The organism is Rhodanobacter sp. Root480, from assembly GCF_001426645.1.
GTDB classification, from domain to species: domain Bacteria; phylum Pseudomonadota; class Gammaproteobacteria; order Xanthomonadales; family Rhodanobacteraceae; genus Rhodanobacter; species Rhodanobacter ginsenosidimutans.
Genome location: NZ_LMEX01000001.1, coordinates 822,134 through 844,575, shown reverse-complemented (window position 1 = coordinate 844,575; position 22,442 = coordinate 822,134). Strand labels below are relative to the sequence as shown.

The following is a 22,442-nucleotide window of genomic DNA, read 5'->3' as shown; positions in this document are numbered from 1 at the left end:
GACCTATACTCCATCGTCTTCGTACGGAGGCCCATCGATGAGCGCACCCACCCGCATCGACACCACCCGCGTCATCCGCGCGCCGCGTGGCAGCGAGCTCAGCTGCAAGAGCTGGCTCACCGAAGCGCCGTTCCGCATGATCCAGAACAACCTCGACCCGGAGGTGGCGGAGAACCCGGCCGAGCTGGTGGTGTACGGCGGCATCGGCCGCGCCGCGCGCAACTGGGAGTGCTTCGACGCGATCCTGAAATCGCTGCGCGAACTGAACGACGACGAGACCCTGCTGGTGCAGTCCGGCAAGCCGGTCGGCGTGTTCCGCACGCACAAGGACGCGCCGCGCGTGCTGATCGCCAACTCCAACCTGGTGCCGCACTGGGCGACGTGGGAGCACTTCAACGAGCTCGATAAGAAAGGCCTGATGATGTACGGCCAGATGACCGCCGGCTCGTGGATCTACATCGGCTCGCAAGGCATCATCCAGGGCACCTACGAAACCTTCGTCGAGATGGGCCGCCAGCACTACGGCGGCAACCTCAAAGGGAAATGGCTGCTCACCGCCGGCCTCGGCGGTATGGGCGCGGCGCAGCCGCTGGCCGCGTCACTCGCCGGCATGTGCAGCCTCAACATCGAATGCCAGCAGAGCCGCATCGACTTCCGCCTGAAGACCCGCTACGTCGACGAGCAGGCCAGCGACCTCGACGACGCGCTGGCGCGCATCGCGAAATACACCGAAGCGGGCGAGGCGAAATCCATCGCGCTGCTCGGCAACGCCGCCGACATCCTGCCCGAGCTGGTCAGGCGCGGCATCAAACCCGACGCCGTCACCGACCAGACCAGCGCGCACGATCCGGTCAACGGCTACCTGCCGCAGGGCTGGACCGTGGAGCAGTGGTTCGAGCGCCGCAAGGCCGACCCCGTCGGCACCGCCCGCGCCGCCAAGTTGTCGATGAAAACCCACGTCGACGCGATGCTGGCCTTCCACGCGCAAGACATCCCCACCTTCGACTACGGCAACAACATCCGCCAGATGGCCCAGGACGTCGGCTGCCAAAACGCGTTCGCGTTCCCCGGCTTCGTCCCCGCCTACATACGCCCGCTGTTCTGCCGCGGCATCGGCCCGTTTCGCTGGGTTGCGCTGTCCGGCGACCCGGAAGACATCTACAAGACCGACGCCAAGGTCAAGGAACTCATCCCCGACGACAAACACCTGCACCGCTGGCTGGACATGGCGAAAGAGCGCATCAGCTTCCAGGGCCTGCCGGCGCGTATCTGCTGGGTGGGACTGGGGTTGCGCGACAAGCTCGGCCTCGCGTTCAACGAAATGGTGCGCAATGGAGAGCTGAAGGCGCCGGTGGTGATCGGGCGCGATCATCTGGATTCGGGGTCGGTGGCGTCACCGAATCGCGAGACCGAGGCGATGAAGGATGGTAGCGATGCCGTATCCGACTGGCCGTTGCTCAACGCCATGCTCAACGTCGCCAGCGGCGCCACCTGGGTCTCACTACATCACGGCGGCGGGGTAGGGATGGGCTACTCGCAGCATTCCGGGCTGGTGATCGTGTGCGATGGCACCAAGGAAGCGGATGAGCGGATCGCGCGGGTGCTGTGGAATGATCCGGGTACCGGGGTGATGCGGCATGCGGATGCGGGGTATAAGGTGGCTGCTGAATGCGCCGAGAAGATGGGGTTGAAGGTGCCGATGGTTTGAGTGGCAAACGTGATCCAGAGAATGAGTCCGCGCCTTTCTAACTCATGGCGTTGCCTGAAGATGGAGTTGAATTAGGGGAGGGACCACATGCGTAGAACACTAGATGCGTTGACAAAGCTGGAGACCCAATGGTCGGCTTTGAAAAGTCAGAGGTCCGGCGACTTCGCGACTGGTATCGCTGGATTTGAAGGGCTTAGCTACCAGTCTTTTGAAGAAGTATTCAACGATTGGAGGGCTAGATTAGAAAAGCTTGATAAAAGCAAGTGGATGGAAACCGTCCAAGCAGAATTGGCAGATGCTGTGCTGTCCAAGCAGGTAATTGAAGCGCATGGGTTCGCGGCGCAAGCTCCAAGTAATGGGGTCAACTGGCTTCTAAATTCAACTGAATTTGTTCGACGAGTGGTCGACGTCGGTCAGATGATGGCGGTGATCTCCGATCGTCGAGCTGGAGCCGCTCGAACATTAGGTAAAGAACTTGAGCTTCGAGGCGTCGAAGAGTTGGCTGCTGTGCTTAAGGCAGGAGATCGTGCGAAGGAGATAGAGCGACAGTCTGAGGTTGCCGCAAACACTTCAGAAAAGCTTGCTCAATCGACGAAACAAGCGAATGACACGCTGACGGAAATTTCGGCTGCGTCCGAGAAGTTAAACACTCTCAGGACGGAGATTAATGAATCCCACAAGGCGATAAGCGAGCGACGCGCTGAAGTTGAAACGTTGCACACCGATGTTGTTGGATTTCGGTCCCGCGCAGAAACAAAAGCCGGTGAATTTGATCAAAGAATCGACGAGTTAACTGAAGAGGTGGCGGCAGCAAAGCTTGAAACCACAGAAGCGATGCAGAGTCTGAGGAAGACGCTTGTTGACGTACGCCGGCAAGGACTTGCAAAAGCATTTAGTGAGCGAGCCACAGGAATTTTTCGAGAACGAATTATCTGGCTGATAGTATTCGCGGCTGCTGTAAGCGGGCTGGCGCTCACTGCGATATGGTTTGCCCTGACGTTGGAGGCGTTAACCTATGAAGCGCTGCTGGTTGCTCTTTTGAGGCGAGTAGCACTGGCTGCTCCGATGATTTGGTTGGGCTGGTACGCCGCGAAGCAGCTTGGCCGTCTAAGCAGGATTCAAGAGGACTATGAGTATAAGGCTGCCACTGCGCTCGCCTTTGAAAGCTATCGGAATGAAGTGAAAGATTCCAACGATGACGCTCTTATGTCAGATCTTCTCAAGACAACAATTACTAACTTCGGAGACAACCCCGTTAGATTGTATGAGCATGCTGCAAAAGATTCGGCTTCTCCGACGGATGATCTCTTGTCCCAATTAGAATCGAATGGAATAATAAAGACGTGGGTAAAGCTTCAGTCCATATTTGGACTTGGCAAAGCATAGAAGAAAGCAGCGGAAAGTGGGTCTGGGAAACCGAGCGGAAACCCGGACGGAGGAAGTTAAATGACTCCATGTGCGACGTTTGCGTTTTAGCACCCTCCTTGCCGTTCTCCAGAAGTGTTGCCCGACGACAATCGCGTATCGTTACGTGTGATCCGGGAGCAGAAGATGGAATCGTTGAACCTACTTGTCGAGGCCGCCTGGCGGGCGCCAAACGACTAATTTCGTATCAGAATTTTTGGTGTATGGCATGATTATGCGTTCTACTTTTCGCCTGATAGTTATTGCGATTTTTGCTCAAGCGGGATTCGCTTTCGGCAGTGATTGCGTGACCGGAATAACTTTAATGAGCAATAAGCGTGGAGTGGCGGACATGGCGGCATCGAACGTAACTTCTGTGGATCTATTCGAAAACGTCGCTCAGTGTAATCGCCGCATGAGATCGCTTGCTGATGGCTTGACGGGAAATCCTAAAATTCACTCACTTCCCGCTGATAGCCTGACTTTCGAATGCGTTGTGCCTGAAGATTGCTACCCGGATGACCGCACTGATAATTCGCCATTGTCAGTCGTACTTCCTATTGGAAAATATCGACGTAGCGCGGTCATCGAAAAATGATGAGGGAATATTTTGTTTAAGACTGCTTTCGTGCCTCGTCAGTCGTTTTGAGGGGCAGTGGAAAGATGATCCGCATCGTCGGCATCGGTTTCCTCGTCATGCGTCGGTGCGGGTGAAACCGGGATGGAGGAAGTTAAACGATAGGTCGCGATAAGGGCTCAGGCTCACTTTTGATGCAAAACAGGGGTCAGAGTGCACTTTCTTGGAGCTTGCTCGAGGAAAGTCGACTCTGACCCCTGTTTTTGTTGTTTTTGTGGCAAAGCTTCATGCCAGGCAAGCAGCATCAAGCTAAATAGGTACTTGACTTGGTTGCGTGAAGACCAGCCGGGTTAGATCCGCTCATTAGCTCGATTAAAAAAAACATGGGTCAGAGTGCATTTTTTTGGAGTTTGCTCGAGAGAAAGTCGACTCTGACCCCTGTTTTTGGTGCATTGACGATGCGCGGGGTGACCAGGCCGCTGACCCTCACCATCGACAGGTTCAAATGTGTCCCTGATTTCATGCTGAAGCCACGGCTGCGTTGCGGTGCCGATGCGCTGGGCACGTTCGAGCGAGACGAATTCGGACTTGATGGCGGCAAGTCGTTCGGGATGGATATGAAAGTTGCCCTCCGCATTCAGGTCGAAGCAGTTCAGGACAAATGACACCTTCCCGATTTGGAAGGGAAGGCGGGGAAAACTGGCGTCAGAGTGAAGTGGCCCAGCTAGCCCCAGCCTTCTTTTCCTCAGTCGTCTTGCGGGGCGGCGGAAAGACGACCAGCGTTGTCGGCATCGACTTCCTCGCCATCACCATCCACCCGCGGTGACGCCGCGGGTAACATCGACGCGAATACGCCGTCGCGGCGGATCAGTCCGTGGTAAAGCGCCGCTCCCATGTGCGCCAGGAAGGTGAGGAACAGCAGCATCGCGAACGCAGTGTGCAGGTGGCGCAGCACGGCGAAGGCGACCGGGCTGGTGGGGAAGATCGGTGGCAGTCGCAGCGAGTCGCCCAGCATCACCGGATAGCCGCCGGCCGAGAGCATCGCCCAGCCGATCAGCGGCATCGCCAGCATCAGAAAGTACAGCAGCCAGTGCGAGGCCAGCGCCGCGAGTTTCTGCAGCGCGGGCAGGTCGGCCGGTAGCGGCGGTGGCGGATGGCGCAGGCGCACCGCCAGCCGGATCACCGCCAACAGCAGGATCGCGATGCCGAGCGGTTTGTGGATGGCGAGCAGCCATTCGTGCCGCGCGGAGACGGTGGCGACCATGCCGACGCCGATGAACAGCATCGCCACGATCATCACCGCCATCAGCCAGTGCAAGGTACGCGCGGCAAGCGTGAACCGGTCGGGGGTGGCGTTCATCGGCTCGTCTCCGGCTTGGGCGCGGTGGTGCCGGGCAGGTGGGCTTCCTCACTGGTACGGCGCAGGTACGAGTCCGCGTACGCGGCGGAGCGGGCGGGCAACAGCGGATCGTCGGAAGCCTCGATGCCGGCCGGCAGCACCAGCGGGTCGTAGTTGATGTCGCGGCACGGGCCGCTGGCCTGCGGCGCGCTGCGTTCCAGCACCAGCGTGCCGGCATCGATCGTGCGGCGATCGTCCGGCCAGGTCTTTGTCGCGTCGTTGGTCGGGTCGCCCGGATTGGCCAGGGTCACCTGCAACTGCCAGCGTTGCGGGCCGCGAGCGAGGCGTTCGGTGAGGTCGGCGGCAAGGTAATCCGCGCCGCCCGGCGTCCTCGCGACGCCGGCATCACTCGCCTCGGGCACCATGCGCCAGCGCACCGGCTGGCGTCGGCCGGCTGCGTCGACGAACACGAAAGCGTTGAGGCTCCAGTAGCTCTCCGTAGCGAAGCTTGCCGATGGCCTGGCCGTTTTCGCCCAGGCGCGGAACGCGGCGGTTTCTGGGTGCGCCGCAAAAAACGCGGCGATCTTCGCCGGGTCGGGTTTGCCGGTGACCGGGTCCGGTTGCTTCGCCTGCAGTTGCGCGTAGAACGCCTGGGGCGTGGCGACCGGGAACACCGGCATGCTGTTCATTCCGGTACGCCACTGCTGCCCGTTCGCCAGCGCGAAACGCAGCGCCATGCTGCGGATCGGCACGCTGGAATCCGGCGCATACGGATTGCCGCTGGGTATCGCGAAACGCCCGACCACCGGCGTGCGTTGCCCCGGCGCGAACACCTGCGCGACGGAATACGTCTGCGCCTGACCGCTGCTGTCGAAGTGGCCGACCACGCACACGCCTTTCGCATGGTTGCGGCGATAACCGGCGAACGTACCGGCGTCGTGCTGCAACTGGTTCACCAGCTTTTTCGGCGTGAGCCGATGCGGTGCAAGCCAGCCGCCGACGTAGCCGAACGCTATGGCGACAATGACGACGATGCCGATGATCAGGCTCCACGCGCCGATTCGGCGGGGCGGCGTATTGGGTGGTGTGGGATCGTGCATGTTCGACTCCAGGGGCATGTCTGCGAACGTCATTTACTGGCGTTGTCGTGTCGCAAGGCCGCGCGAAGGGCGCTGGCTGCGGCGCGGCTGGTGAGGGGTATTCGCTCAGCCCATGCGATTCGTTACATGCACCTTGGTGCGGGCCATCCGCAGGGAGAGTGTTGTCGCGCTGCAAGGTGTATCGTCACGCGCTTACAGGGGGAAAACATGAAGAAGATGATTTTTCTGGCGGCGCTTGTCGCCGTTGGCGGCTGCACGTCCGTCAAGGTGAAGCCGGCCCGTTCGGTCTCGCCGGGCACCCAAGTGTGCATCGTCAACAATCCCAAGGTGATTGTTGAGGGCTTTGTGGACGTCGTGCGGGAAGGCTTCAGCCGGCACGGCTTGCCAACCAGGCTGGTGAACGAAAACGAAGCCGCTTCGTGCACGGTGACGTTGACCTACACGGCGCTCCGTTCCTGGGATTTCTCGCCTTATCTGTCACATGCCGAACTCCACTTGTGGAAAGACGGCCTGCAAATCGGATCAGCGGAATATCACCTCAGGGGCAAGGGTGGCCTCTCCCTGGCCAAGTGGCAGGGCGTGAAATCAAAGATGGCCCCTGTCGTCGATCAGTTGCTTGCTGGCGTGCGTTAGACCTGACACCTGATCTGGAGCTAGCGACAGTTCTACCCCGTTCTCGCCGAGCGTAGCCCGCGAAGCGGGCGGAGTCGAAGCGCCGCCAAGTGAGATCTGTCCGTGTCGCCGGCATGTCCTTCGACTTCAGCCTTCGGCCTACGCTCAGGACGAACGGCGCTTAAGTAAGCGCCATTCGTGTAAGGGATAATTTCCGCTGCCAGGCTGCGTGTTCGAAGCGCCAGCCTTACGCCAAATCACCTCGGCGTAAGACGATACAAGCCACCCGGTTTGGCATCCTCCACCATCCACAGCGAGCCATCCGGCGCTTCTTCGATGTCGCGGACGCGTTTGCCGACGTCCCAACGGTTGGTGGCGGTGGCGCCGCCCTTGGCGTCGAAGGTGACGCGGATGATGGCTTCGCTGGCCATGCCGCTGATCAGGGCGCTGCCATTCCATTGCGGGAACATGCTGCCCTTGTAGAACATGATGTTGCCAGGGGCGATCACCGGCACCCAGTAGATCAAGGGTTTGACCAGGTCGGGGCGGGTGTCGGGGTGAGGGATGGGCACGCCGTCGTAGTTCTTGCCGTAGGAGACCAGCGGCCAGCCGTAGTTCTTGCCGCGCTTGACCAGGTTCAGCTCGTCGCCGCCGCGCGGGCCGTGCTCGAGTTCCCACAGCCGGCCATCGGGCCCGAAGGCGAGGCCGTACGGCGTGCGGAAACCGGTGGCCCAGGTTTCAGACGGCGTGAGGTTGGGGCCAGGGAAGGTATAGGTACTGACCACGGGCGCTTTCTTGGCCGCCTCGGTATCGGCGGGCGGATCGATCAGCGGAATGGTGCGGGCGCCGACCTTGCCGGCCCACGGGTTGCCGGGCGCGGGTTTGCCGTCCAGCGTGAGGCGCAGGATCTTGCCGACCGGCTGGTCGGGGTCTTGCGCGGGAGTGAAGCGCTGGCGGTCGCCCACGGTGAGGAAGAGGTATTTGCCATCTGGCGAGAACGCCACCGCGGCGCCGGCCTGGCCGCCCTTGCCGGTGGGCATCTGGTGCCACAGCACCTGGAAGTTGTCGAGCCGTGGTTGCTTGTCGTCCAGCACCAGCTGGCCACGGCCCAGCGCCAGGCCGCCGCCGTACTCGCCCGGTGCGACATAGGTGAGGTACACGTTGTGGTCTTTGGCGTAATGGGGCGAGAGGTAGACGCCCAGCATGCCGTTCTGGCCCTGGAACCAGCTGGCCGGGACGCCCTTGAGTTCGGTCTTGGCGCCCTGTGGTGTGACCAGTTGCACGCGCCCGACTTTCTCGGTCACCAGCATGCGGCCATCGGGAAGGAAGGCGATCCGCCAGGGCAGGTCGAAGCTTGCCACCTTGGTGATGGTGAAGGGGAGGTTGGGATCGGCGGGTTGCTCGCCTGCGTTGGTCTGCGCGTGGGCGGTGCCTGTGAGCAGAGCCGCAAGAAAGACCGCGTTCGCCAGCTTCATCATTGTATGTGTCCTTGCGTCCGGATGATCGAACATCTTAATGGGACGGCGCTGTCCGGTGCGATGCCTCGACCCGGCGAAAGCGCGGGGCAGTGAGCGCTTTCCGGCACCGGGTCGAAGCTGCCCGTTATCGGCAGGCCATCAGCAGGCGTTTGCGCGGCCGATCACGTAGCGCAAGCCACGCAGCAGGTGTGCGCGGAAGACGGCATCGGCGTATTGCGCGTCGGTGTGCCCGAGGCCGGTGTACCAGGCACGTCCGCCCAGGCGGTTCGAGCACCAGGCGATCGGGTGGTCGGCGCCCATGGTGCCGCCCTGATAGCGGCTTTCGTCCACGGTGGCGATCACGTTGACGCCGGGGCGCGGGTTGCTGCGGTAGTTGTACAGCTCGTCGGTGGTTTGCCACTCGCTTGCCAACGCAGCTTCATCGCCCTCGAACCGCACCACGGTGGTCTGCAGCCCCTTGGGGTGGCTATGGAACCAGGCGCCGACGAGGCGGCCGTACCAGGGCCAGTCGTACTCGGTATCGGCAGCGGCGTGCACGCCCATGTAACCGCCGCCCTTGCCGATGTAGCGCTCGAACGCCGCCTGCTGGGCGTCATCAAGCACGTCACCGGTGGTGCTGAGAAACACCACCGCATCGAAGCGGGCCAAACTGGCGTCGTTGAACAGGGACGGGTCATCGCTTTGCGTCACGTCGATGCCCTCCGCTTGCCCAAGCTCGCGCAGCGTCTGCACGCCGGTGGGGATCGACTCATGGTGGTAACCGGCAGTGCGGGTGAACACCAGGATATTCGGGGTTTCCGCAGGCGTCGCGCTTGCGCTTGTCTTGCTGAGCGCGTCGGTGGCGGGCGATGTGCAGCCGGGCAACAGGGCCGTGGCCAGCAGCAGGGTGATGAGCAGCGCAGGGATGGTTTTCATGCGCCGAGTGTGACTTGCTTTGGCGCCGGATGCACTTCACCGTCATGGGCCGGAAGAGAGGACGCCGGGTATCGGCGTCGATTACGGTACCGGGGCAGGGAATACCGCAGACGAAGCCATGACCGCACGAAAAATTGAAAACCCGCCATCCACCGATGCCGCAGCCCTGGCCGAGGAGCTGCGACGTGCCATCAGTACATTTGTGCGGGTGATTCGCAGCAGGACGGCTACCGAAAAATCCGCGCAATCCGACGTGCTCGGCCTGCTTGAGCGCGAGGGGGCGATGAACGTGGCGGCCTTGGCGCAACGGCGCAATGTGACGCATCAGTCGATGCGTGTCGTGGCGGCGCAACTGGTGGCAGATGGATTGATCGAGCGCCGGCCGGACCCGGATGATCGTCGCAGCTGGTTGTTGTCGCTGTCCGGCAAGGGCCGTGCCCGGGTACGGCGTGATCGTGACGCCCGCGCCGCGCGGATCGGCGAGCTTGTCGAAACCACCCTCTCGGCGGCGGAGAACATTGGAACGCCACCGGGCGGGTTGCGTCATTCAACGGACGTCGCGTTGGCGCAATGTGTCGCGAATACAGTTTTCCGCCGCATCGCGGATTGCTGCCCAATTGCGCGAGCCATTCGGATGGACGATCCGCCCCGGATCGACATGGGTCAACAGCAGTTGTGCATCGGTCGGCACGCGGGCGTCGAGCGGCAGGAAGAGAGTGGCGATGTCGCCGTTGTAAGGCGTCGTCCGGTCGACGCGTCCATCGGGCGTGAAGCCCGAATACAGCGCCTTGGAGGCGTAATGCCCCTGCGCACGGTCGTCCATGCGCAGGACGCGGAAGTCGCGCCGGGTCAGCGGGTAGCGGAAGTAATACGAGACGTTCCGGAGCCGCCTCAATGCATCGAGATCGATGTCGTCCCAGGCCATGTTCGGCCATTTTCCACGTCGCGTGCGAACGCGGTGTAATGGCTTGCCTTTTGTCGTGGCCTTCATCCGCGCTTGCCCAAGCTGCGTTTTCTTTTCTTGAGGCCAACATATGGATCGCCAACCACCGCCCACCGTGTCCTCGCTGGATCTGGATCGCTACCTCGGCACCTGGTACGAAATGGCGCGCCTGCCGATGCGCCATGAGCCACCCGAATACAGCGACATCAGCGCCAGCTACAGTCGCCAGCCCGACGGCACGCTGCGCGTGGACAACCGCGCCCACAATGGCGAGGGTGAACTGGAGGAGTCGGTGGGCGTGGCCACAGTGGCCGATCCGGCCGAACCGGGGCGTTTGCAGGTGAGCTTCCTGCCGGAAGGGTTGCGCTGGATTCCGTTCACCAAGGGCGACTACTGGATCCTGCGCGTGGATGAAGGCTACCGCACGGCGTTGGTCGGCTCGCCGGACTATGCGTATTTGTGGCTGCTGCATCGTGAGCCGGAACTGGACACGGCCACGCGCGACGCGTTCCTCGAGTACGCGCGTTCGCTTGGCTATCCGGTGGAGAAGTTGATTTACACGCGCCATACGGGGCGGCGTACCGCGTGAGGCGCCCTTGTTTTCGTTGCGATTCGGGCGCGCCGTCAATGACGAACGCTCAACCCGGTGGCTTGCGTCGGGCGCGCTTTTTCTTCGAGCCGGCTGACCCCGCGCCTGAGCTTGCGTTGTCCATCTGCTCCAGCCAGGCGAGGTCATCGACGTAGGCCAGGAATGCGCGCAGGTAGGCGGGTGACAGTTCGCGCATCAGTGCGATGGCGCGGTTGGCCAGGGCGGTGGAGTTGAGCGGGCCGGCGTCGGTGGTGGCATGAGCGACGGATTGCTGGAGCTGGCTGTCGGCACGGAGGGTGGACCAGAGCTGGCGGAAGTCGGCGAGGGCGGGGATATCGGGATACGCGGCGGTCTGCGGCGAGGCTTCGCGGGTGAGATTTGCAATGAGCTCGCGCAAGCCGGAGTGCGGCGGGCGGGCGGGTATTTTGTCGGGCGCCGCGTCTGGTGGGCGCAGTTCGGCCAGCCGAGTTTCCAGGGCACGGCGTGCTTCGCCATCGAGACTTGCGGTGCGCTGCTCCATGGCTGCGATCAGCCGCGAACGGATGGCCGTGGTGGTGTCAGCGCGCATGGCCAGGGTTGGCGTCTTTCGGCGCGGCGTTGGCGGCTGAGGAGCGGGGGATCGGGGCGATTTCCACGCGGCGGTTCTTCGCGCGACCGGCTTCGTCGGTGTTGGCGCTGACCGGCTGCTGCGCACCGAAGGCGGCGGCGAACACGGCGTTGGCGGGCACGCCGGCGGCGATCAGCGCGCGGGCGACGGTGAGGGCGCGCTGGGCGGAAAGCTCCCAGTTGTCCGCGAACTGGCGGTTGTCGCCATGCACCGGCTGGTCGTCGGTGAAGCCGCTGACCATCAGCATTTCGTCGCGCGACTGCAGGTATTGCGTCAGCGGTGCGGCGAGGCTCTGGATGAGCTGGCGGCCGTCGGGCTGCAACTGGTCGGAGTTGAGCGCGAACAGCAGGTTGCCGCGGATGCCGATGCGTCCGTTGACCAGGGTCACGCGGCCTTGCGCCAGCGGCGTGGCCAGCGCCTGTTCCAGCGTGGTGCGGCGTTGCAGTTCGGCCTGTCGCTGTTGCTCGGCCACTTCAAGTTTGTGCGAAAGCTGCAGCTGCACGCCGATCACGCCGACCAGGATCAGCACGAACACGCCCAGCAACACCGACATCAGGTCGCCGAACGCCCAGATGGGCGCGGTGGATTCGGCGTCGGCTTCGACTTCGTGGCTCATGGTGTGCAATGTCGGACTGGATTGGGTTCTTTTGCGGGAAGCGCGAATGGCGTCATGCCCTGGCCGCCTTGCCGCGACCAGCAAGCTGCTGCATGTCGGCGATGATCTGCTGTTGCGAGAGCACGCTGAGTTCGACCACTTCCTTCGCCTGCGCCACGTAGTACGCGAGTTGCTCGTCGCTGCGCGTGAGCGAACTGTCGAGGGCGCCGGCGATCTGCTGCAGCCGTTCCATCAGCGCATCGTTGGCCTGGCCGAACTGCGCCACGCCGGCACCGAAGGCTTCGCCCAGGCTGGCGACTTCAACGGCGCTGGCGGTGACTTGCGCGGCGGCGGTGTCGAGCTTGCCGGTTTCGGTTTCGATCTGCGCGGCGAAGCGCGTACCGACGCGGTCAAGCAGCTCGGCCGAGGTGCTGACCAGGGCGTCGACGGCGCTGCGTTGTTCGGTGGAGGCATGGTTGACGGCGTCGAGCAGGGTTTCCAGCGTGGCCAGCAGGCGGCTGCGCTCCTCCAGCATGGCGGTGTCGCGGACCATGCTGTCGGAGAGTTTCTGGCGCAGCTCGCCGACGACTTCGGCGGCCACGCGTGGCGCCTCGGAGGCGGCTTCGACCAGGCGGGCGATCTCCGCGAGAGTCTTGCTGGCGGCGGCTTCGGTCTGCGTGGCGATGGTGTTGGCGGTTTGTTCCAGCGTGTTGCAGATGGCCTGCTGGTGGCTGGCGGTGGCGTCGCCTGCGGCTTTCCACTGCGTGCCCAGTTCGGTGCTGATGGCGTCGAGCTTTTGCGCCCAAGCAGCCAGGCGTTCGTCGTCGCGGGTTTGCAGCGCCGACTGCAATGCTGCGTGCGACCGGTCGACCGACTGCACCAGCGCGGCCGCGTGTGACTCGAAGGTTTCGCTGGCGGCGGCCAGCGCCTGGCGGTTGCGTTCGGCCAGTTCGGCGTGGATGGCGTCCTGTTTCGACAGGGCGGTTTGCCAGGCGCTGGCCGCGCGGTCGGCGCTGGCATCCAGGCGGGTGGCCACGCCATCCAGCAAGGCGGACGAGTGCTGCTCGAAGGTGTCGGCGAAGCGGGCGAGGGCGTCGCCCAGATCCCTGGCATGGGCTTCGTTGGTCTGCCGGTGCTGGGCGAGCGCGTCGTTCCAGATGCCGGTGACGGTGCGGGCAGTGGTGTCGAAACCGGCGGCGAGGCCATCGAGCTGGCGCTGTACGGCGTCGCCTACGCTGGCCTGGATGGCGGTGCTCTCGCGGGCCAGGCTGGCCAAGGTGGATTCGACCACTGGCTGCAACACGCCGGCGGCGGTGCGCGCGCTGTCGGTGACGCTGGCCTGCAGCGACTGCTCGACCGAACGGGCCAGCTGCGTATACGTCTCTTCGGTATGGCGATGGAAGGCTTCGCGATCGGCGTGCTGGCGCTCGTGGGCGGCGGCGCCTTGCTGTTCCAGCGTCGCGGCCATCGCCTGCAGGCGCTCGACCAGGGCGGGCATGGCGGCAGCCTGCTGTTGCAGCAGGCGGAAGGATTCCTCGCGCTGGTGGGCCTGCGAATGGATGCGCAGGGTGGTGGCGATGCTGGCGTCCAGCGCATGTACCGTTTCCAGCCGCTCGCGGCGGACCAGCGCCGAGAGCAGGCCGAGCATGGCCGAGCTGGCGACGCCGGCGATGGAGGTGCCGAAGGCGAAGGCCAGGCCGTTGACCGGCGCGGCCAGCGAGCCGCGGATGGCCTGCAGATCACTGGCGCTGCCCAGCGCCGTGCCGGTGCCGCGCAGCGTGGCCATCATGCCCAGCAGGGTGCCGAGCATGCCCAGCAACACCAGCAGGCCGACCAGGTACGGCGTCATCGCGGGCGCCGGCAGCGCGGTGCGCTCGCCTTCGACACGCAGCCGCACGGCGTGACGCAGCCCCGGATGCAGGCGCTCCAGCCAGCGGCCAAGTTCGGCGGGCGGCTCGGTCAGTTCCTCCACCGCTCGGCGCAGCGTGGCGGTGGCCTGTCCGTAGCGGAACAGCTCGAACGCACCGGCGAGGTAGCAGGCGCCGATCAGCAGGGCGATGGCCGTGCCCAGCAGGTTGTTGCCGATGTAGCCGGCCACGATCCAGCCGATAGCGGCGAGACCCAGGGCAAATACGGAAAGAAGCAAGGGACGTTTGAACATGGTGTACCGGGTCAGGAGGTGCGCAGCGCTGCAAGCAGCGCGTCCACCGGTTGGAAACGAAGATCCAGCTCGGCCAGCAACACGCTGCGCATGTCGCGGCGGAAGCTGTCGAGCCAGGTGGTTGAGGCGTCCCCGGCGGTGCGCAGGCGCTCGAAGCGCTGGCCCAGCAGGTCGGGCATCTTGGCCAGCAGGGTGTGCTCGCGCGGGGTGATGGCCACTTCCATCGCGGCGTCCACCTCGGCCAGCTGGCCCATGTCGGGTGACGCCGCGAGCGCGTCGCGCAGCTTGCCGCGCAGGCGACCCACGGCGGCCTGCGTGGCGCGCTGGCGGTTGAGGCAGAGCTGGCGGAACGCGGCGTAGTCCGGTTCGGCAGGTGTCGCCGGCGCAAGCAGCGGGGCGTCGTTGATCGCGGCCGCCAGCACCTCGCGCGCCCGCGCGCACTCGGCGTGCAGGTCGTCCGGCGCCCCCGCATCGCCCGCCGCCTCGGCTGGCCGGGCGTCGAGCGCTGCCGCCAGCGCCAGCGCGTGCTTCCAATCCAGCCATTGGCCCAGCCGGTCGGGCAGCGATGGGCCGGAAGGCGCCAGCTCCGCTTCGGTCAGGCCCGCCAGCAGGCGGATGAAGGTGGGCCCGCGAACCGGCGGGCGGTGTGCTGCTTGGGCCATGTATTCCGGAGCAAATCGGGCAGTTTAACCCGGCCGGGGCCGCTGGCGGTCGGCGTCGTGTTTCTCGGGGCGGGTGCGGCCTGCACGGCGACGCCACCGGGAATTCCGGATACTTGCGGCTTACCGGCATAAAGAGGAGTACACCATGACGACATTCACCGGCGGCTGTCTGTGCGGCGATGTGCGCCTGCGCGCCACGGGCCAGCCTTATCGGGTGGGGTTGTGCCACTGCCTCGACTGCCGCAAGCATCACGGGGCGCTTTTCTATGCGGGGGCGATCTTTCCGCAGGACGCGGTGGTCATCGAAGGCGAAACGCGCGATTACGCCGGGCGGCACTTTTGCCCCCGCTGCGGCTCGTCGGTTTTCGCCCGCGTCGAGGACGAGGTCGAAGTGCACCTGGGGACGCTGGATGCGCCCGATCAACTGGTGCCGACCTACGAGAACTGGACCGTCCGCCGCGAAAGCTGGCTGCCGCCGTTCGCGCTGGCGCATCACTACGCACGCGATCGCGAGCACACGGGCCGACGCGAGGATTAGCGTTGCGTCGCACCACGTCGGCGGCGCCGATCTGCAACCGCCATCCCGGTTGGTCCCGCGGGGCTGGGTACAATCATCCGTTGTTCCGGGTTGGATGAAACGACCCCAACGTCCGCCGCGAATCCATCAGGGAAAAAGACGACCCATGCTCAAGGCCACGCTTCTCGCTTTCACCTTGCTTGCCGCTACAGCGCTGTCTGCGACGGCTGCCCAACCCGCCGCCGATCCGCTCGCTCCCGCGGGCCACTGGACGGGCGCCACGGCAGGACGCGCCGCCACGCCGCCGATGGGCTGGAATTCGTGGAACGCGTTCCGCACCGACGTCGACGAGGCCAAGGTGATGGGTACGGCGAAAGTGCTGGTCGACAGCGGACTGCGCGATCTGGGCTACATCTACGTGAACATCGACGACGGCTGGTGGCTGAAACGGCGCACCAGCGACGGGCGCATGCAGGTGCGCACCGCGATCTTCCCGTCGGCGAAAGTGGGCGGCAGCGAGACATCCAGCTTCCGCCCCTTCACCGACAAGCTGCACAGCATGGGCCTGAAGGCCGGCATTTATACCGACATCGGCGGCAACGCCTGTTCGCAGGCCTATGACCTGCATTCGCCGAACCTGCCCGAGGGCACCATCGCCGAACGGCAGATCGGCCTGCACGGCCACGTGCAGCAGGACATCAAATTGTATTTCGCCGACTGGGGCTTCGACTACATCAAGGTCGACGCCTGCGGCATCAACGTGTACGGGGCGGACCGCCCCTTCGTGAAGCAACACAAGTACAACGCGTATCCGCCGCTGATCGACCAGGCCAGCATCAACCGCACGAATATCCCGGCCGTGCGCGCGCTGTACCAGCAAGTGGCCGACGCCCTGGCCGCCAGCAATCCCGATGGCGACTACGTGTATTCCATCTGTGCCTGGGGCGCCGCCAACGTGCGCGCGTGGGGCAAGGACGTGGGCAACCTGTGGCGCACCAGCGGCGATATCACGCCGCAGTGGTCGCGCATGTTGCACACCTTCGACAGCGCCTCGACGCGTGCGCTCTACGCCGGCCCCGGCCACTGGAACGACCCGGACATGCTGTTCGTCGGCCACGGCGATTTCGACGTGCACCACCTCACCGAAGCGCGCACGCATTTCTCGCTGTGGGCGATGATCGACGCGCCGCTGATCATCGGCTACGACCTGCGCAACGCGCCGCAAGCGTTGATGGACATCTGGTCGAACAAGGACATCGTGCGGCTCAACCAGGACAGTGGCGGCCACCAGGCGGTCATGGCCTACGACTCGGACGACGTGCAGATCTTCGTCAAGACGCTCAGCGACTCCGGCACCAAGGCCGTGCTGCTGCTCAACCGCGGTTCGGGGCCTGCCGAGATCACCCTGACGCCCGCGCAGCTGAAGATGGTGGGCGATGTGGCACTCACCGACCTGTGGTCGAAGAAAACCATGATGCTGACGGGCGGCGAACGGACCTTCACCTTGCAGCCGCGCGAATCGCGCGTGTTCGAGGCCAAGGGTAAACGGCAGCTTGCCGATGGCATGTACCTGTCGGAAATACCCGGCGCCATCAACATTGCCCGTGATGGCGTGATCGTGCCCGTGCCCGATCCGATCGTCCATCGCATGAGCAACCCGTGGGGAGCCACCACCAATAGCGGCGAGCGCCCGAGCTACGGCGGCTGGGGCGGCGCGCGCGCCGATGCTACGCCGTACGACCAGGCGTTGACCGTGGATGGAAAAGTCTTCGCCTCCGGCATCGGCATCCTGGCCAACTCGCGTATGGAAGTGAAAGCCGCCGGCTTCAGGCACTTCGAGGCGAAAGTGGGCGTGGACGATTCCACCCGCAACCTGAAAGACAAAGTGGTGTTCCAGGTCTTCGGTGACGGCCACCTGCTTGCCCAGACCACGGCGGCTTATGGCCAGGCCGCGCAAACGCTGAGCGCCGATCTTGCCAATGTGAAAACCGTCGAACTCGTCGCGCGCAGCGAAGCACCGACCAGCGACCTGCCTTTGGTGGTGACCTGGGGCGATGCCGCGTTGCGGGAGTGAGGAGCGGGCGCTAGCCGGCCGCCTGTGCCGGCGGGGCCGGGTAGCGTTCGACGTACGACTCCCCGCAACACCCTTCATAGGTCACGTGGCGCTCGGTGAAATCGACTTCATAGCGGATGACACCTGCCTGCCAGGCGGCCAGCAGGAACTGCGGGAAGGTGCTTTCGCCGGCCTGATCCGTGCGGATCGCGGCCACCAGCGCCTGTTCGTCGAAGGGCGGCACATCGACGGTTCCCGACACCAGCGGCGTGCCTTGCTGGATCACGCTGCCCAGCCGCGTCTGGTACAGGCTCGCGCAGGCGGGCAGGTGCCACACGTTGCGCGTTACACCGGCGCACCGGAGAGTTTCGGCCAGGTAGGGGAACCCACCCACGCGCGGGCGTCCGGCCATCGCCTTTTCCTGTGCGGCTTGCAGGTTGGAAATCGCCTCGCTCATTGTGTGTCTCCCGGGTAATTTTCAGGGGATCGGACCGTGGCGCCGAAAGGCGCTGGTCAGTCGACTGGAACGGTGCTTATGGCGTGAGCTTCCGCCAGCTTTTGCAGCAGGCGCCGCAACTCGGCTCTTTCGGCGGCGTCGAGTCGGCTGAAGAAGTGTTCGTCGTTGTGGTCGGCTATCGCCCGCAAGCGGGGCAGGGTGCGCTTGCCGGACGGGGTGAGCGAGAGCAGTTGCGCGCGATTGTCGCGTGGGCTCGACGCCCGCACGGCGCACTGCTTCCTCACCAGCTTGTCGACGATTTTCGAGACGGCGCCGCGTGTCAGGTTCATCGCGTCAGCGAGCTGGGCCGCCGTGATGTCGGCGCGCCCTTCGATATGGTTCAGCGCCACCCACTCCGCGACCGAGAGCTGCCTGGCCTGCAGGGCGCTGGCAAAGCTTCCGGAGACATGGTTGGAAACGAGTCGAAGCCAGTAACCCAGGTGGATTTCAAGCGGCTTGTCCGGCGCCGCGTGGCCTGCCTGATGTTTCATCGTCGGTCCCGCCATGGTTTCCGTGGAACTCATTATTGTTTCCATGGAAACATGCTGTCAAGCAATCCTGCGAAGGGGAGTGGCCAACATCTGTCCGGACCGTCCCCCCGCGTTGTATCGTCTGCGTTTCGGTCAGCCCATGCCTTCCCGCCCGGTAGTTCAGGCGGAGGCAGAGTCGAGCTGACGTGCGTGATCGCTGAAGGAAGACCCGTGGATATTGGTGATCGCTATCGGCTTCTGGTCGAATCGCTGGAAGACGTTGCTGTTTACATGGTGGACGCCCAAGGGCACATCGAGACCTGGAACCGGGGTGCCGAGCAGTTGACCGGCTATTCGCCGCAGGAGGCGATCGGCATGCCGGTGGCCGTGCTGTACCCGGATGAGCAGCAGACGGCGACACTGTCCATTGCCCGGACTGCCTGCCGGAACGATGGCGACGGCCAGAAGATCGAGGGCGTGCTTCGGCGCAAGGACGGTTCGGTATTTGCCACGTCCATCACGGTGCAGCCGGTGTGCGACGCCGCGGGGGCGCTGATTGGATGGTGGGAGGTCGCGCGCGACGTTTCCCAGCAGCAGGCCGAAGCCGACGCGCACGAATTCACCGGCGAGCAGTTTCGTCGCCTGGTGCAGAGCGTCATCGATTACGCCATCTACATGCTTGACCTGGAAGGCCACGTGCATTCGTGGAATGCGGGTGCGGAGCGCATCAAGGGTTATACGGAGCAGGAGATCCTGGGGCGGCACTTCTCGACGTTCTACACCGAATCCGACCGCGCGGCGGGCGAACCCGAGCGAGGGCTGGCGCACGCCCTGGAGCACGGTCGCTTCGAGAACAAGGCCTGGCGCGTGCGCAAGGATGGCTCCCTGTTCTGGGCGCACGTGGTGATCGACCGGGTCGACGACAACGAGGGCAACCCGATCGGCTTTGCGAAAATCACCCGCGACGCGACCGAAAGCCTGCGCGCCGAGGAGGCAATGGACGAAATGCGGCGGGCGCTGCATCAGGCTCAGAAGATGGAAGCCATCGGCCAGCTCACCGGCGGCGTGGCGCACGACTTCAACAACCTGCTGCAGGTCATCAGCGGCAACCTGCAACTGCTGGGCGATGACGTTGCGGACAACGATCGGGCAAGACGCCGGATCGACAATGCCATGGCCAGCGTGGCGCGCGGGTCGAAACTGGCCTCGCAGTTGCTGGCATTTGGCCGCCGCCAACCGTTGGCGCCCATGGTCATGAACCCCGGCAAGCTCGTCCGTGACATGGACGACCTGTTGCGACATACGCTGGGGGAAGGTATCGAGATCGAGACCGTCATCAGTGGCGGGCTCTGGAACACGTCCGTTGACCGGACGAATCTGGAAAACGCCATCCTGAACCTCGCGATCAACGCGCGCGATGCGATGGACGGCCGCGGCCGGCTGACCATCGAGGCGGGCAATGCCTATCTCGACGATCAATACGTCCGTCGCCAGCATGAAGTGAAGGCCGGGCAATACGTGCTCATCGCGGTGACGGATACCGGCTGCGGCGTGCCGGCGGATCTGCTGGAGAAGGTGTTCGAGCCGTTCTTTTCCACCAAGCCGGAAGGCAGCGGCACGGGGCTTGGCCTGTCGATGGTCTACGGGTTCGTCAAGCAGTCGGGCGGGCATGTGCAGATCTACAGCGAAACGGGCTATGGCACCACCGTGAAGATCTATCTCCCGCGCAGCATGCAGGCGGAGGAGGCGCAGGCCATCGGCGCGCCGGATCGGATGCGCGGGGGCACCGAGTCGATCCTGGTGGTGGAGGATGACGAGGCGGTGAGGGAAACGGCTGTCTCGCTGCTGCGCAACCTCGGGTACCGCGTGCTGCAGGCGCCCGATGCCCGCAGCGCGCTGTCCATCATCGAAAGCGGCGTCGCGCTGGATCTGCTGTTCACCGACGTGGTGATGCCCGGCACGATGCGCAGCCCCGAGCTGGCCATCAAGGCGCGCGAACGCATGCCTGACATCGCGGTGCTGTTCACCTCGGGCTATACCGAAAACGCCATTGTTCACGCCGGCCGACTCGACCAGGGCGTGGAGTTGCTGAGCAAGCCTTACACGCAGGAAGCGTTGGCGCTCAAGCTGCGCGAGGTGCTTTCCGCACGGACGACGCGACCGCCCGCCGACACCGCACTTTTCGCGCGGCCCCGGCCATCGCGCACCACCCACGCGGGACGGTCGAGGATCCTGCTGTGCGAAGACGACGTGTCCATTCGCTCCACGGTCAAGGACATGCTGGAATCGAGGGGGTATGTCGTCGTGGAAGCGGGCTCGGCGGAAACCGCGATCGAGAAGCATCGGCGCGAGCGGATCGATCTGCTGGTCGCGGACTTGAGGCTTCCGGGTTCGTCCGGTATCGATCTGGTGAAAACCCTGCGGCAAACCACCGCGGAGTTGCCGGTGGTCTTCACCACCGGTCGCTTCGACGCGGATACCGATCTGCTGGATTCGCGCACCAAGGTGCTGCTCAAGCCGTATAGCGGGGATGCGCTGGTGCAGACGATCTCGCAGTTGCTGGCATAGGGCGTCGCGGCGGCTAACCGGGCAGGCTGACCACCGGCACGAAGCCGCCGAAGATCATGCGCTGGCCGTCGAACGGCATGTCGCTGGCGCCTTCCAGCCGGGGATCTTTCATGAACTTTGCCATGCCGGCGTCGCGGGTGGCCTTGTCGGGCCATTCGATCCACGAGAACACCACCGACTCATCCGCGGTGGCCTGCACGGCGCGCCGGAAGTCGGTGAGCTTGCCGTCGGGCACGTCGTCACCCCAGCACTCCATGACGCGCGTGGCGCCAAATTCCAGCAGGATGGTGTCGAACGTGGTGGCGTGCGTGGTGAACGCTTCGCGCCTGGCGTTGGGCACGGCGAGGACGAAACCGTCGATGTAGGGCATGGCTGTCTCCTGAGGTCATGGCGTCCGTTGTGGCCGCCTTCGTGTAGCGACGAACGAGTGCGCTGGATCGGCATGGAGAAAGCAGGTTTCGATCTGCGCTGGTTCCGGACGAAAGCCCGGCATCTGGCCGGGCTTTCGTCGGTGGAACGATCGGGCGGGTGCCCTCGGTTATTGCTTGTTGGCTACCAGGGTGAGGCCACGGTTGGTGGGCTTGAAGATGGCCACGGTGGTCATCTGCTTGCCATCCGGCGACACCGTCATCTTCGATATCGAAGTGAGCTTGCCGTCCCGGTAGTTGGTCTCCTGCAGGGCATCCCCCACCATTTTCACCGCGACGGTGTCATGGTCCGGGTCACCCGCTACAGCGACCGGCTTGCCGCCGAGTTTGGCCGTGTAGGACTCACCGAGCTTGTTGGACATGGTCACCGTGTCGCCATCGACCTTGTAGGTGGAGGTCAACCTGTTTTCCGACGCGCTCTGGTAGCTCGCAATCTGCCAGGAGCCGGCCAGGGCGTTCGAACCCGGTGCACCGGGACCAACGCGCTTCAGGGTTCCGTGGAAGTTGGCGTGCTTGCCGCGATCGGACGTGGTGTCGAAGGTGGCGGTCTTGCCATCCGGGGCCACGGTATAAGTGCGGCTGTAGATGAGCTTGCCGTCCTTCTTGGCGGTCTGCTCGACGACGTGGTCGCTGACGACCTTCACGGCCATGTGGTCCATGTCCGGCCGCCCGCTGACGGGTTGGTCGGTGCCGTCGGCCTTGATGTGGATGGGCGGCGCGCAGTTGCAGGTGTACAGGCCGTCCTTGAGCGTCATCACCTCCGCTGTTCCGGAGCCGTGGATCTTGCTGACATCGATCTTCCATGTGCCATCGAACGCACTCGCTGCCATCAGCGGAAACGGCAGCAGCAAGGCTGTCAGCACCAACGTTTTGTTCATCAATCTTTTCATCGCAAGCCCTCGCATTGATTGATACCACGGCCGGGATCCACCCGAAGCGCTGAAGCCCCCATGCATGCCGGGGATGCTTCCTTTTCGAGCCCCAGGGGCGAGGACGGTACTCCGAGTTATGGCGGTGTGCGCGTGCCATGGGGCGGGATTGGAGGGAGTTTGCGGTGTAGTGGGGAAGGGGGAGGGGGAGCAAAGGATCAGGAGCAAGAGCGCCCCTTCCGCCTTCGGCACCTTCCCCCGCGGGGCGGGGGAAGGAAGTCATGGCCAACGTCACGAACAGCGATCTCGAACACCTTCCCTCGCGGGCGAGGAAGGAAGCTGATGGTGGCG

At 64.1% G+C, this 22,442-nt stretch carries 22 protein-coding genes; 10 read left to right on the top strand and 12 right to left on the bottom strand.

The window, feature by feature from the left end; translation table 11 throughout:
- Positions 1-37: 37 nt before the first annotated feature.
- From hutU to ASD22_RS04065, 4 genes are all read left to right on the top strand, one after another.
- Entirely contained in the window at positions 38-1,708 is a 1,671-nt protein-coding gene (gene hutU, locus ASD22_RS04070) for a urocanate hydratase (protein WP_056079239.1), read from the top strand.
- 87 nt (positions 1,709-1,795) lie between these two features.
- Positions 1,796-3,094, top strand: coding sequence for a hypothetical protein (locus tag ASD22_RS16630; RefSeq protein ID WP_156458939.1), 1,299 nt, complete (start codon positions 1,796-1,798; stop codon positions 3,092-3,094).
- Between the two features lie 247 nt (positions 3,095-3,341).
- The gene (locus ASD22_RS16625) at positions 3,342-3,710 is read left to right on the top strand and encodes a hypothetical protein (RefSeq protein WP_156458938.1); all 369 of its coding nucleotides are present in this window, start codon (positions 3,342-3,344) and stop codon (positions 3,708-3,710) included.
- Between the two features lie 362 nt (positions 3,711-4,072).
- A complete protein-coding gene (locus ASD22_RS04065) occupies positions 4,073-4,354 on the top strand; it encodes a YceI family protein (protein WP_056079236.1) in 282 nt (93 codons plus the stop codon).
- 80 nt (positions 4,355-4,434) lie between these two features.
- On the opposite strand, the gene ASD22_RS04060 is transcribed toward ASD22_RS04065, so the two are convergent.
- Positions 4,435-5,049: a cytochrome b gene (locus ASD22_RS04060; protein WP_056079233.1), complete on the bottom strand. Its 615-nt coding sequence runs from the start codon at positions 5,047-5,049 to the stop codon at positions 4,435-4,437.
- Positions 5,046-6,128: a catalase family peroxidase gene (locus ASD22_RS04055; RefSeq protein ID WP_056080927.1), complete on the bottom strand. Its 1,083-nt coding sequence runs from the start codon at positions 6,126-6,128 to the stop codon at positions 5,046-5,048. The genes ASD22_RS04060 and ASD22_RS04055 overlap by 4 nt, the downstream gene beginning before the upstream one ends.
- A gap of 207 nt (positions 6,129-6,335) precedes the next feature.
- Between ASD22_RS04055 and ASD22_RS04050 the strand changes: the two genes are divergently transcribed.
- Complete coding sequence (locus tag ASD22_RS04050) at positions 6,336-6,761, top strand: Sbal_3080 family lipoprotein (protein ID WP_056079230.1); 426 nt, start codon at positions 6,336-6,338, stop codon at positions 6,759-6,761.
- A 236-nt stretch (positions 6,762-6,997) separates the two neighbouring features.
- Here ASD22_RS04050 and ASD22_RS04045 read toward each other — a convergent pair whose 3' ends face one another.
- Positions 6,998-8,218, bottom strand: a complete 1,221-nt coding sequence (locus ASD22_RS04045; RefSeq protein ID WP_056079228.1) for a PQQ-dependent sugar dehydrogenase — start codon at positions 8,216-8,218, stop codon at positions 6,998-7,000.
- Positions 8,219-8,356: 138 nt separating this feature from the next.
- The gene (locus ASD22_RS04040) at positions 8,357-9,133 is read right to left on the bottom strand and encodes a ThuA domain-containing protein (RefSeq protein WP_082520109.1); all 777 of its coding nucleotides are present in this window, start codon (positions 9,131-9,133) and stop codon (positions 8,357-8,359) included.
- Positions 9,134-9,251: 118 nt separating this feature from the next.
- On the opposite strand from ASD22_RS04040, the gene ASD22_RS17015 reads away from it, so the two are divergent.
- Together ASD22_RS17015 and ASD22_RS04030 are read left to right on the top strand one after the other, a co-directional pair.
- The gene (locus ASD22_RS17015; RefSeq protein WP_235577510.1) at positions 9,252-10,097 is read left to right on the top strand and encodes a MarR family transcriptional regulator; all 846 of its coding nucleotides are present in this window, start codon (positions 9,252-9,254) and stop codon (positions 10,095-10,097) included.
- 70 nt (positions 10,098-10,167) lie between these two features.
- On the top strand, positions 10,168-10,665 hold the full coding sequence (locus ASD22_RS04030; protein WP_056079222.1) for a lipocalin family protein: 498 nt from the start codon (positions 10,168-10,170) through the stop codon (positions 10,663-10,665).
- A gap of 49 nt (positions 10,666-10,714) precedes the next feature.
- On the opposite strand, the gene ASD22_RS04025 is transcribed toward ASD22_RS04030, so the two are convergent.
- Genes ASD22_RS04025 through ASD22_RS04010 form a run of 4 tightly spaced genes read right to left on the bottom strand, consistent with a single transcriptional unit; the run spans position 10,715 to position 14,690 of the window.
- Complete coding sequence (locus ASD22_RS04025; protein WP_056079218.1) at positions 10,715-11,233, bottom strand: DUF2894 domain-containing protein; 519 nt, start codon at positions 11,231-11,233, stop codon at positions 10,715-10,717.
- Entirely contained in the window at positions 11,223-11,888 is a 666-nt protein-coding gene (locus ASD22_RS04020; protein WP_056079215.1) for an OmpA family protein, read from the bottom strand. The genes ASD22_RS04025 and ASD22_RS04020 overlap by 11 nt, the downstream gene beginning before the upstream one ends.
- A 52-nt stretch (positions 11,889-11,940) precedes the next feature.
- Complete coding sequence (locus tag ASD22_RS04015) at positions 11,941-14,028, bottom strand: DUF802 domain-containing protein (protein ID WP_056079209.1); 2,088 nt, start codon at positions 14,026-14,028, stop codon at positions 11,941-11,943.
- A gap of 11 nt (positions 14,029-14,039) precedes the next feature.
- A complete protein-coding gene (locus tag ASD22_RS04010; RefSeq protein WP_056079206.1) occupies positions 14,040-14,690 on the bottom strand; it encodes a DUF3348 family protein in 651 nt (216 codons plus the stop codon).
- Positions 14,691-14,835: 145 nt separating this feature from the next.
- Here ASD22_RS04010 and ASD22_RS04005 point away from each other — a divergent pair, with 145 nt between their 5' ends.
- Positions 14,836-15,228 carry a GFA family protein gene (locus ASD22_RS04005; RefSeq protein ID WP_056079203.1) on the top strand — a complete coding sequence of 131 codons (393 nt, stop codon included), beginning with the start codon at positions 14,836-14,838 and terminating at the stop codon, positions 15,226-15,228.
- Positions 15,229-15,373: 145 nt separating this feature from the next.
- Positions 15,374-17,281 (top strand): NPCBM/NEW2 domain-containing protein, encoded by a 1,908-nt coding sequence (locus ASD22_RS04000; protein ID WP_056079199.1) that lies wholly within the window; start codon positions 15,374-15,376, stop codon positions 17,279-17,281.
- 10 nt (positions 17,282-17,291) lie between these two features.
- Here the strand turns inward: ASD22_RS04000 and ASD22_RS03995 are convergent, their stop codons facing one another.
- Together ASD22_RS03995 and ASD22_RS03990 are read right to left on the bottom strand one after the other, a co-directional pair.
- Positions 17,292-17,717: a DUF1398 family protein gene (locus ASD22_RS03995; protein ID WP_056079197.1), complete on the bottom strand. Its 426-nt coding sequence runs from the start codon at positions 17,715-17,717 to the stop codon at positions 17,292-17,294.
- A 56-nt stretch (positions 17,718-17,773) separates the two neighbouring features.
- The gene (locus ASD22_RS03990; RefSeq protein ID WP_056080921.1) at positions 17,774-18,247 is read right to left on the bottom strand and encodes a MarR family transcriptional regulator; all 474 of its coding nucleotides are present in this window, start codon (positions 18,245-18,247) and stop codon (positions 17,774-17,776) included.
- Between ASD22_RS03990 and ASD22_RS03985 the strand changes: the two genes are divergently transcribed.
- Positions 18,164-20,794, top strand: a complete 2,631-nt coding sequence (locus ASD22_RS03985; protein WP_343123422.1) for a PAS domain S-box protein — start codon at positions 18,164-18,166, stop codon at positions 20,792-20,794. The two genes, ASD22_RS03990 and ASD22_RS03985, sit on opposite strands and share 84 nt — an antisense overlap.
- A 13-nt stretch (positions 20,795-20,807) precedes the next feature.
- On the opposite strand, the gene ASD22_RS03980 is transcribed toward ASD22_RS03985, so the two are convergent.
- Positions 20,808-21,164, bottom strand: coding sequence for a DUF1428 domain-containing protein (locus ASD22_RS03980; protein WP_056079194.1), 357 nt, complete (start codon positions 21,162-21,164; stop codon positions 20,808-20,810).
- Between the two features lie 168 nt (positions 21,165-21,332).
- Complete coding sequence (locus tag ASD22_RS03975; RefSeq protein ID WP_056079192.1) at positions 21,333-22,100, bottom strand: hypothetical protein; 768 nt, start codon at positions 22,098-22,100, stop codon at positions 21,333-21,335.
- Positions 22,101-22,442 lie beyond the last annotated feature (342 nt).

What these genes read in the sequence shown, in the direction of transcription:
- hutU (WP_056079239.1), top strand. Translation starts at nt 38, where the DNA reads ATGAGCGCACCCACCCGCATCGACACCACCCGCGTCATCCGCGCGCCG.
- ASD22_RS16630 (WP_156458939.1), top strand. Translation starts at nt 1,796, where the DNA reads ATGCGTAGAACACTAGATGCGTTGACAAAGCTGGAGACCCAATGGTCG.
- ASD22_RS16625 (WP_156458938.1), top strand. Translation starts at nt 3,342, where the DNA reads ATGATTATGCGTTCTACTTTTCGCCTGATAGTTATTGCGATTTTTGCT.
- ASD22_RS04065 (WP_056079236.1), top strand. Translation starts at nt 4,073, where the DNA reads ATGGGTCAGAGTGCATTTTTTTGGAGTTTGCTCGAGAGAAAGTCGACT.
- ASD22_RS04060 (WP_056079233.1), bottom strand. Translation starts at nt 5,049, where the DNA reads ATGAACGCCACCCCCGACCGGTTCACGCTTGCCGCGCGTACCTTGCAC.
- ASD22_RS04055 (WP_056080927.1), bottom strand. Translation starts at nt 6,128, where the DNA reads ATGCACGATCCCACACCACCCAATACGCCGCCCCGCCGAATCGGCGCG.
- ASD22_RS04050 (WP_056079230.1), top strand. Translation starts at nt 6,336, where the DNA reads ATGAAGAAGATGATTTTTCTGGCGGCGCTTGTCGCCGTTGGCGGCTGC.
- ASD22_RS04045 (WP_056079228.1), bottom strand. Translation starts at nt 8,218, where the DNA reads ATGATGAAGCTGGCGAACGCGGTCTTTCTTGCGGCTCTGCTCACAGGC.
- ASD22_RS04040 (WP_082520109.1), bottom strand. Translation starts at nt 9,133, where the DNA reads ATGAAAACCATCCCTGCGCTGCTCATCACCCTGCTGCTGGCCACGGCC.
- ASD22_RS17015 (WP_235577510.1), top strand. Translation starts at nt 9,252, where the DNA reads ATGACCGCACGAAAAATTGAAAACCCGCCATCCACCGATGCCGCAGCC.
- ASD22_RS04030 (WP_056079222.1), top strand. Translation starts at nt 10,168, where the DNA reads ATGGATCGCCAACCACCGCCCACCGTGTCCTCGCTGGATCTGGATCGC.
- ASD22_RS04025 (WP_056079218.1), bottom strand. Translation starts at nt 11,233, where the DNA reads ATGCGCGCTGACACCACCACGGCCATCCGTTCGCGGCTGATCGCAGCC.
- ASD22_RS04020 (WP_056079215.1), bottom strand. Translation starts at nt 11,888, where the DNA reads ATGAGCCACGAAGTCGAAGCCGACGCCGAATCCACCGCGCCCATCTGG.
- ASD22_RS04015 (WP_056079209.1), bottom strand. Translation starts at nt 14,028, where the DNA reads ATGTTCAAACGTCCCTTGCTTCTTTCCGTATTTGCCCTGGGTCTCGCC.
- ASD22_RS04010 (WP_056079206.1), bottom strand. Translation starts at nt 14,690, where the DNA reads ATGGCCCAAGCAGCACACCGCCCGCCGGTTCGCGGGCCCACCTTCATC.
- ASD22_RS04005 (WP_056079203.1), top strand. Translation starts at nt 14,836, where the DNA reads ATGACGACATTCACCGGCGGCTGTCTGTGCGGCGATGTGCGCCTGCGC.
- ASD22_RS04000 (WP_056079199.1), top strand. Translation starts at nt 15,374, where the DNA reads ATGCTCAAGGCCACGCTTCTCGCTTTCACCTTGCTTGCCGCTACAGCG.
- ASD22_RS03995 (WP_056079197.1), bottom strand. Translation starts at nt 17,717, where the DNA reads ATGAGCGAGGCGATTTCCAACCTGCAAGCCGCACAGGAAAAGGCGATG.
- ASD22_RS03985 (WP_343123422.1), top strand. Translation starts at nt 18,164, where the DNA reads ATGGTTGGAAACGAGTCGAAGCCAGTAACCCAGGTGGATTTCAAGCGG.
- ASD22_RS03990 (WP_056080921.1), bottom strand. Translation starts at nt 18,247, where the DNA reads ATGAAACATCAGGCAGGCCACGCGGCGCCGGACAAGCCGCTTGAAATC.
- ASD22_RS03980 (WP_056079194.1), bottom strand. Translation starts at nt 21,164, where the DNA reads ATGCCCTACATCGACGGTTTCGTCCTCGCCGTGCCCAACGCCAGGCGC.
- ASD22_RS03975 (WP_056079192.1), bottom strand. Translation starts at nt 22,100, where the DNA reads ATGAACAAAACGTTGGTGCTGACAGCCTTGCTGCTGCCGTTTCCGCTG.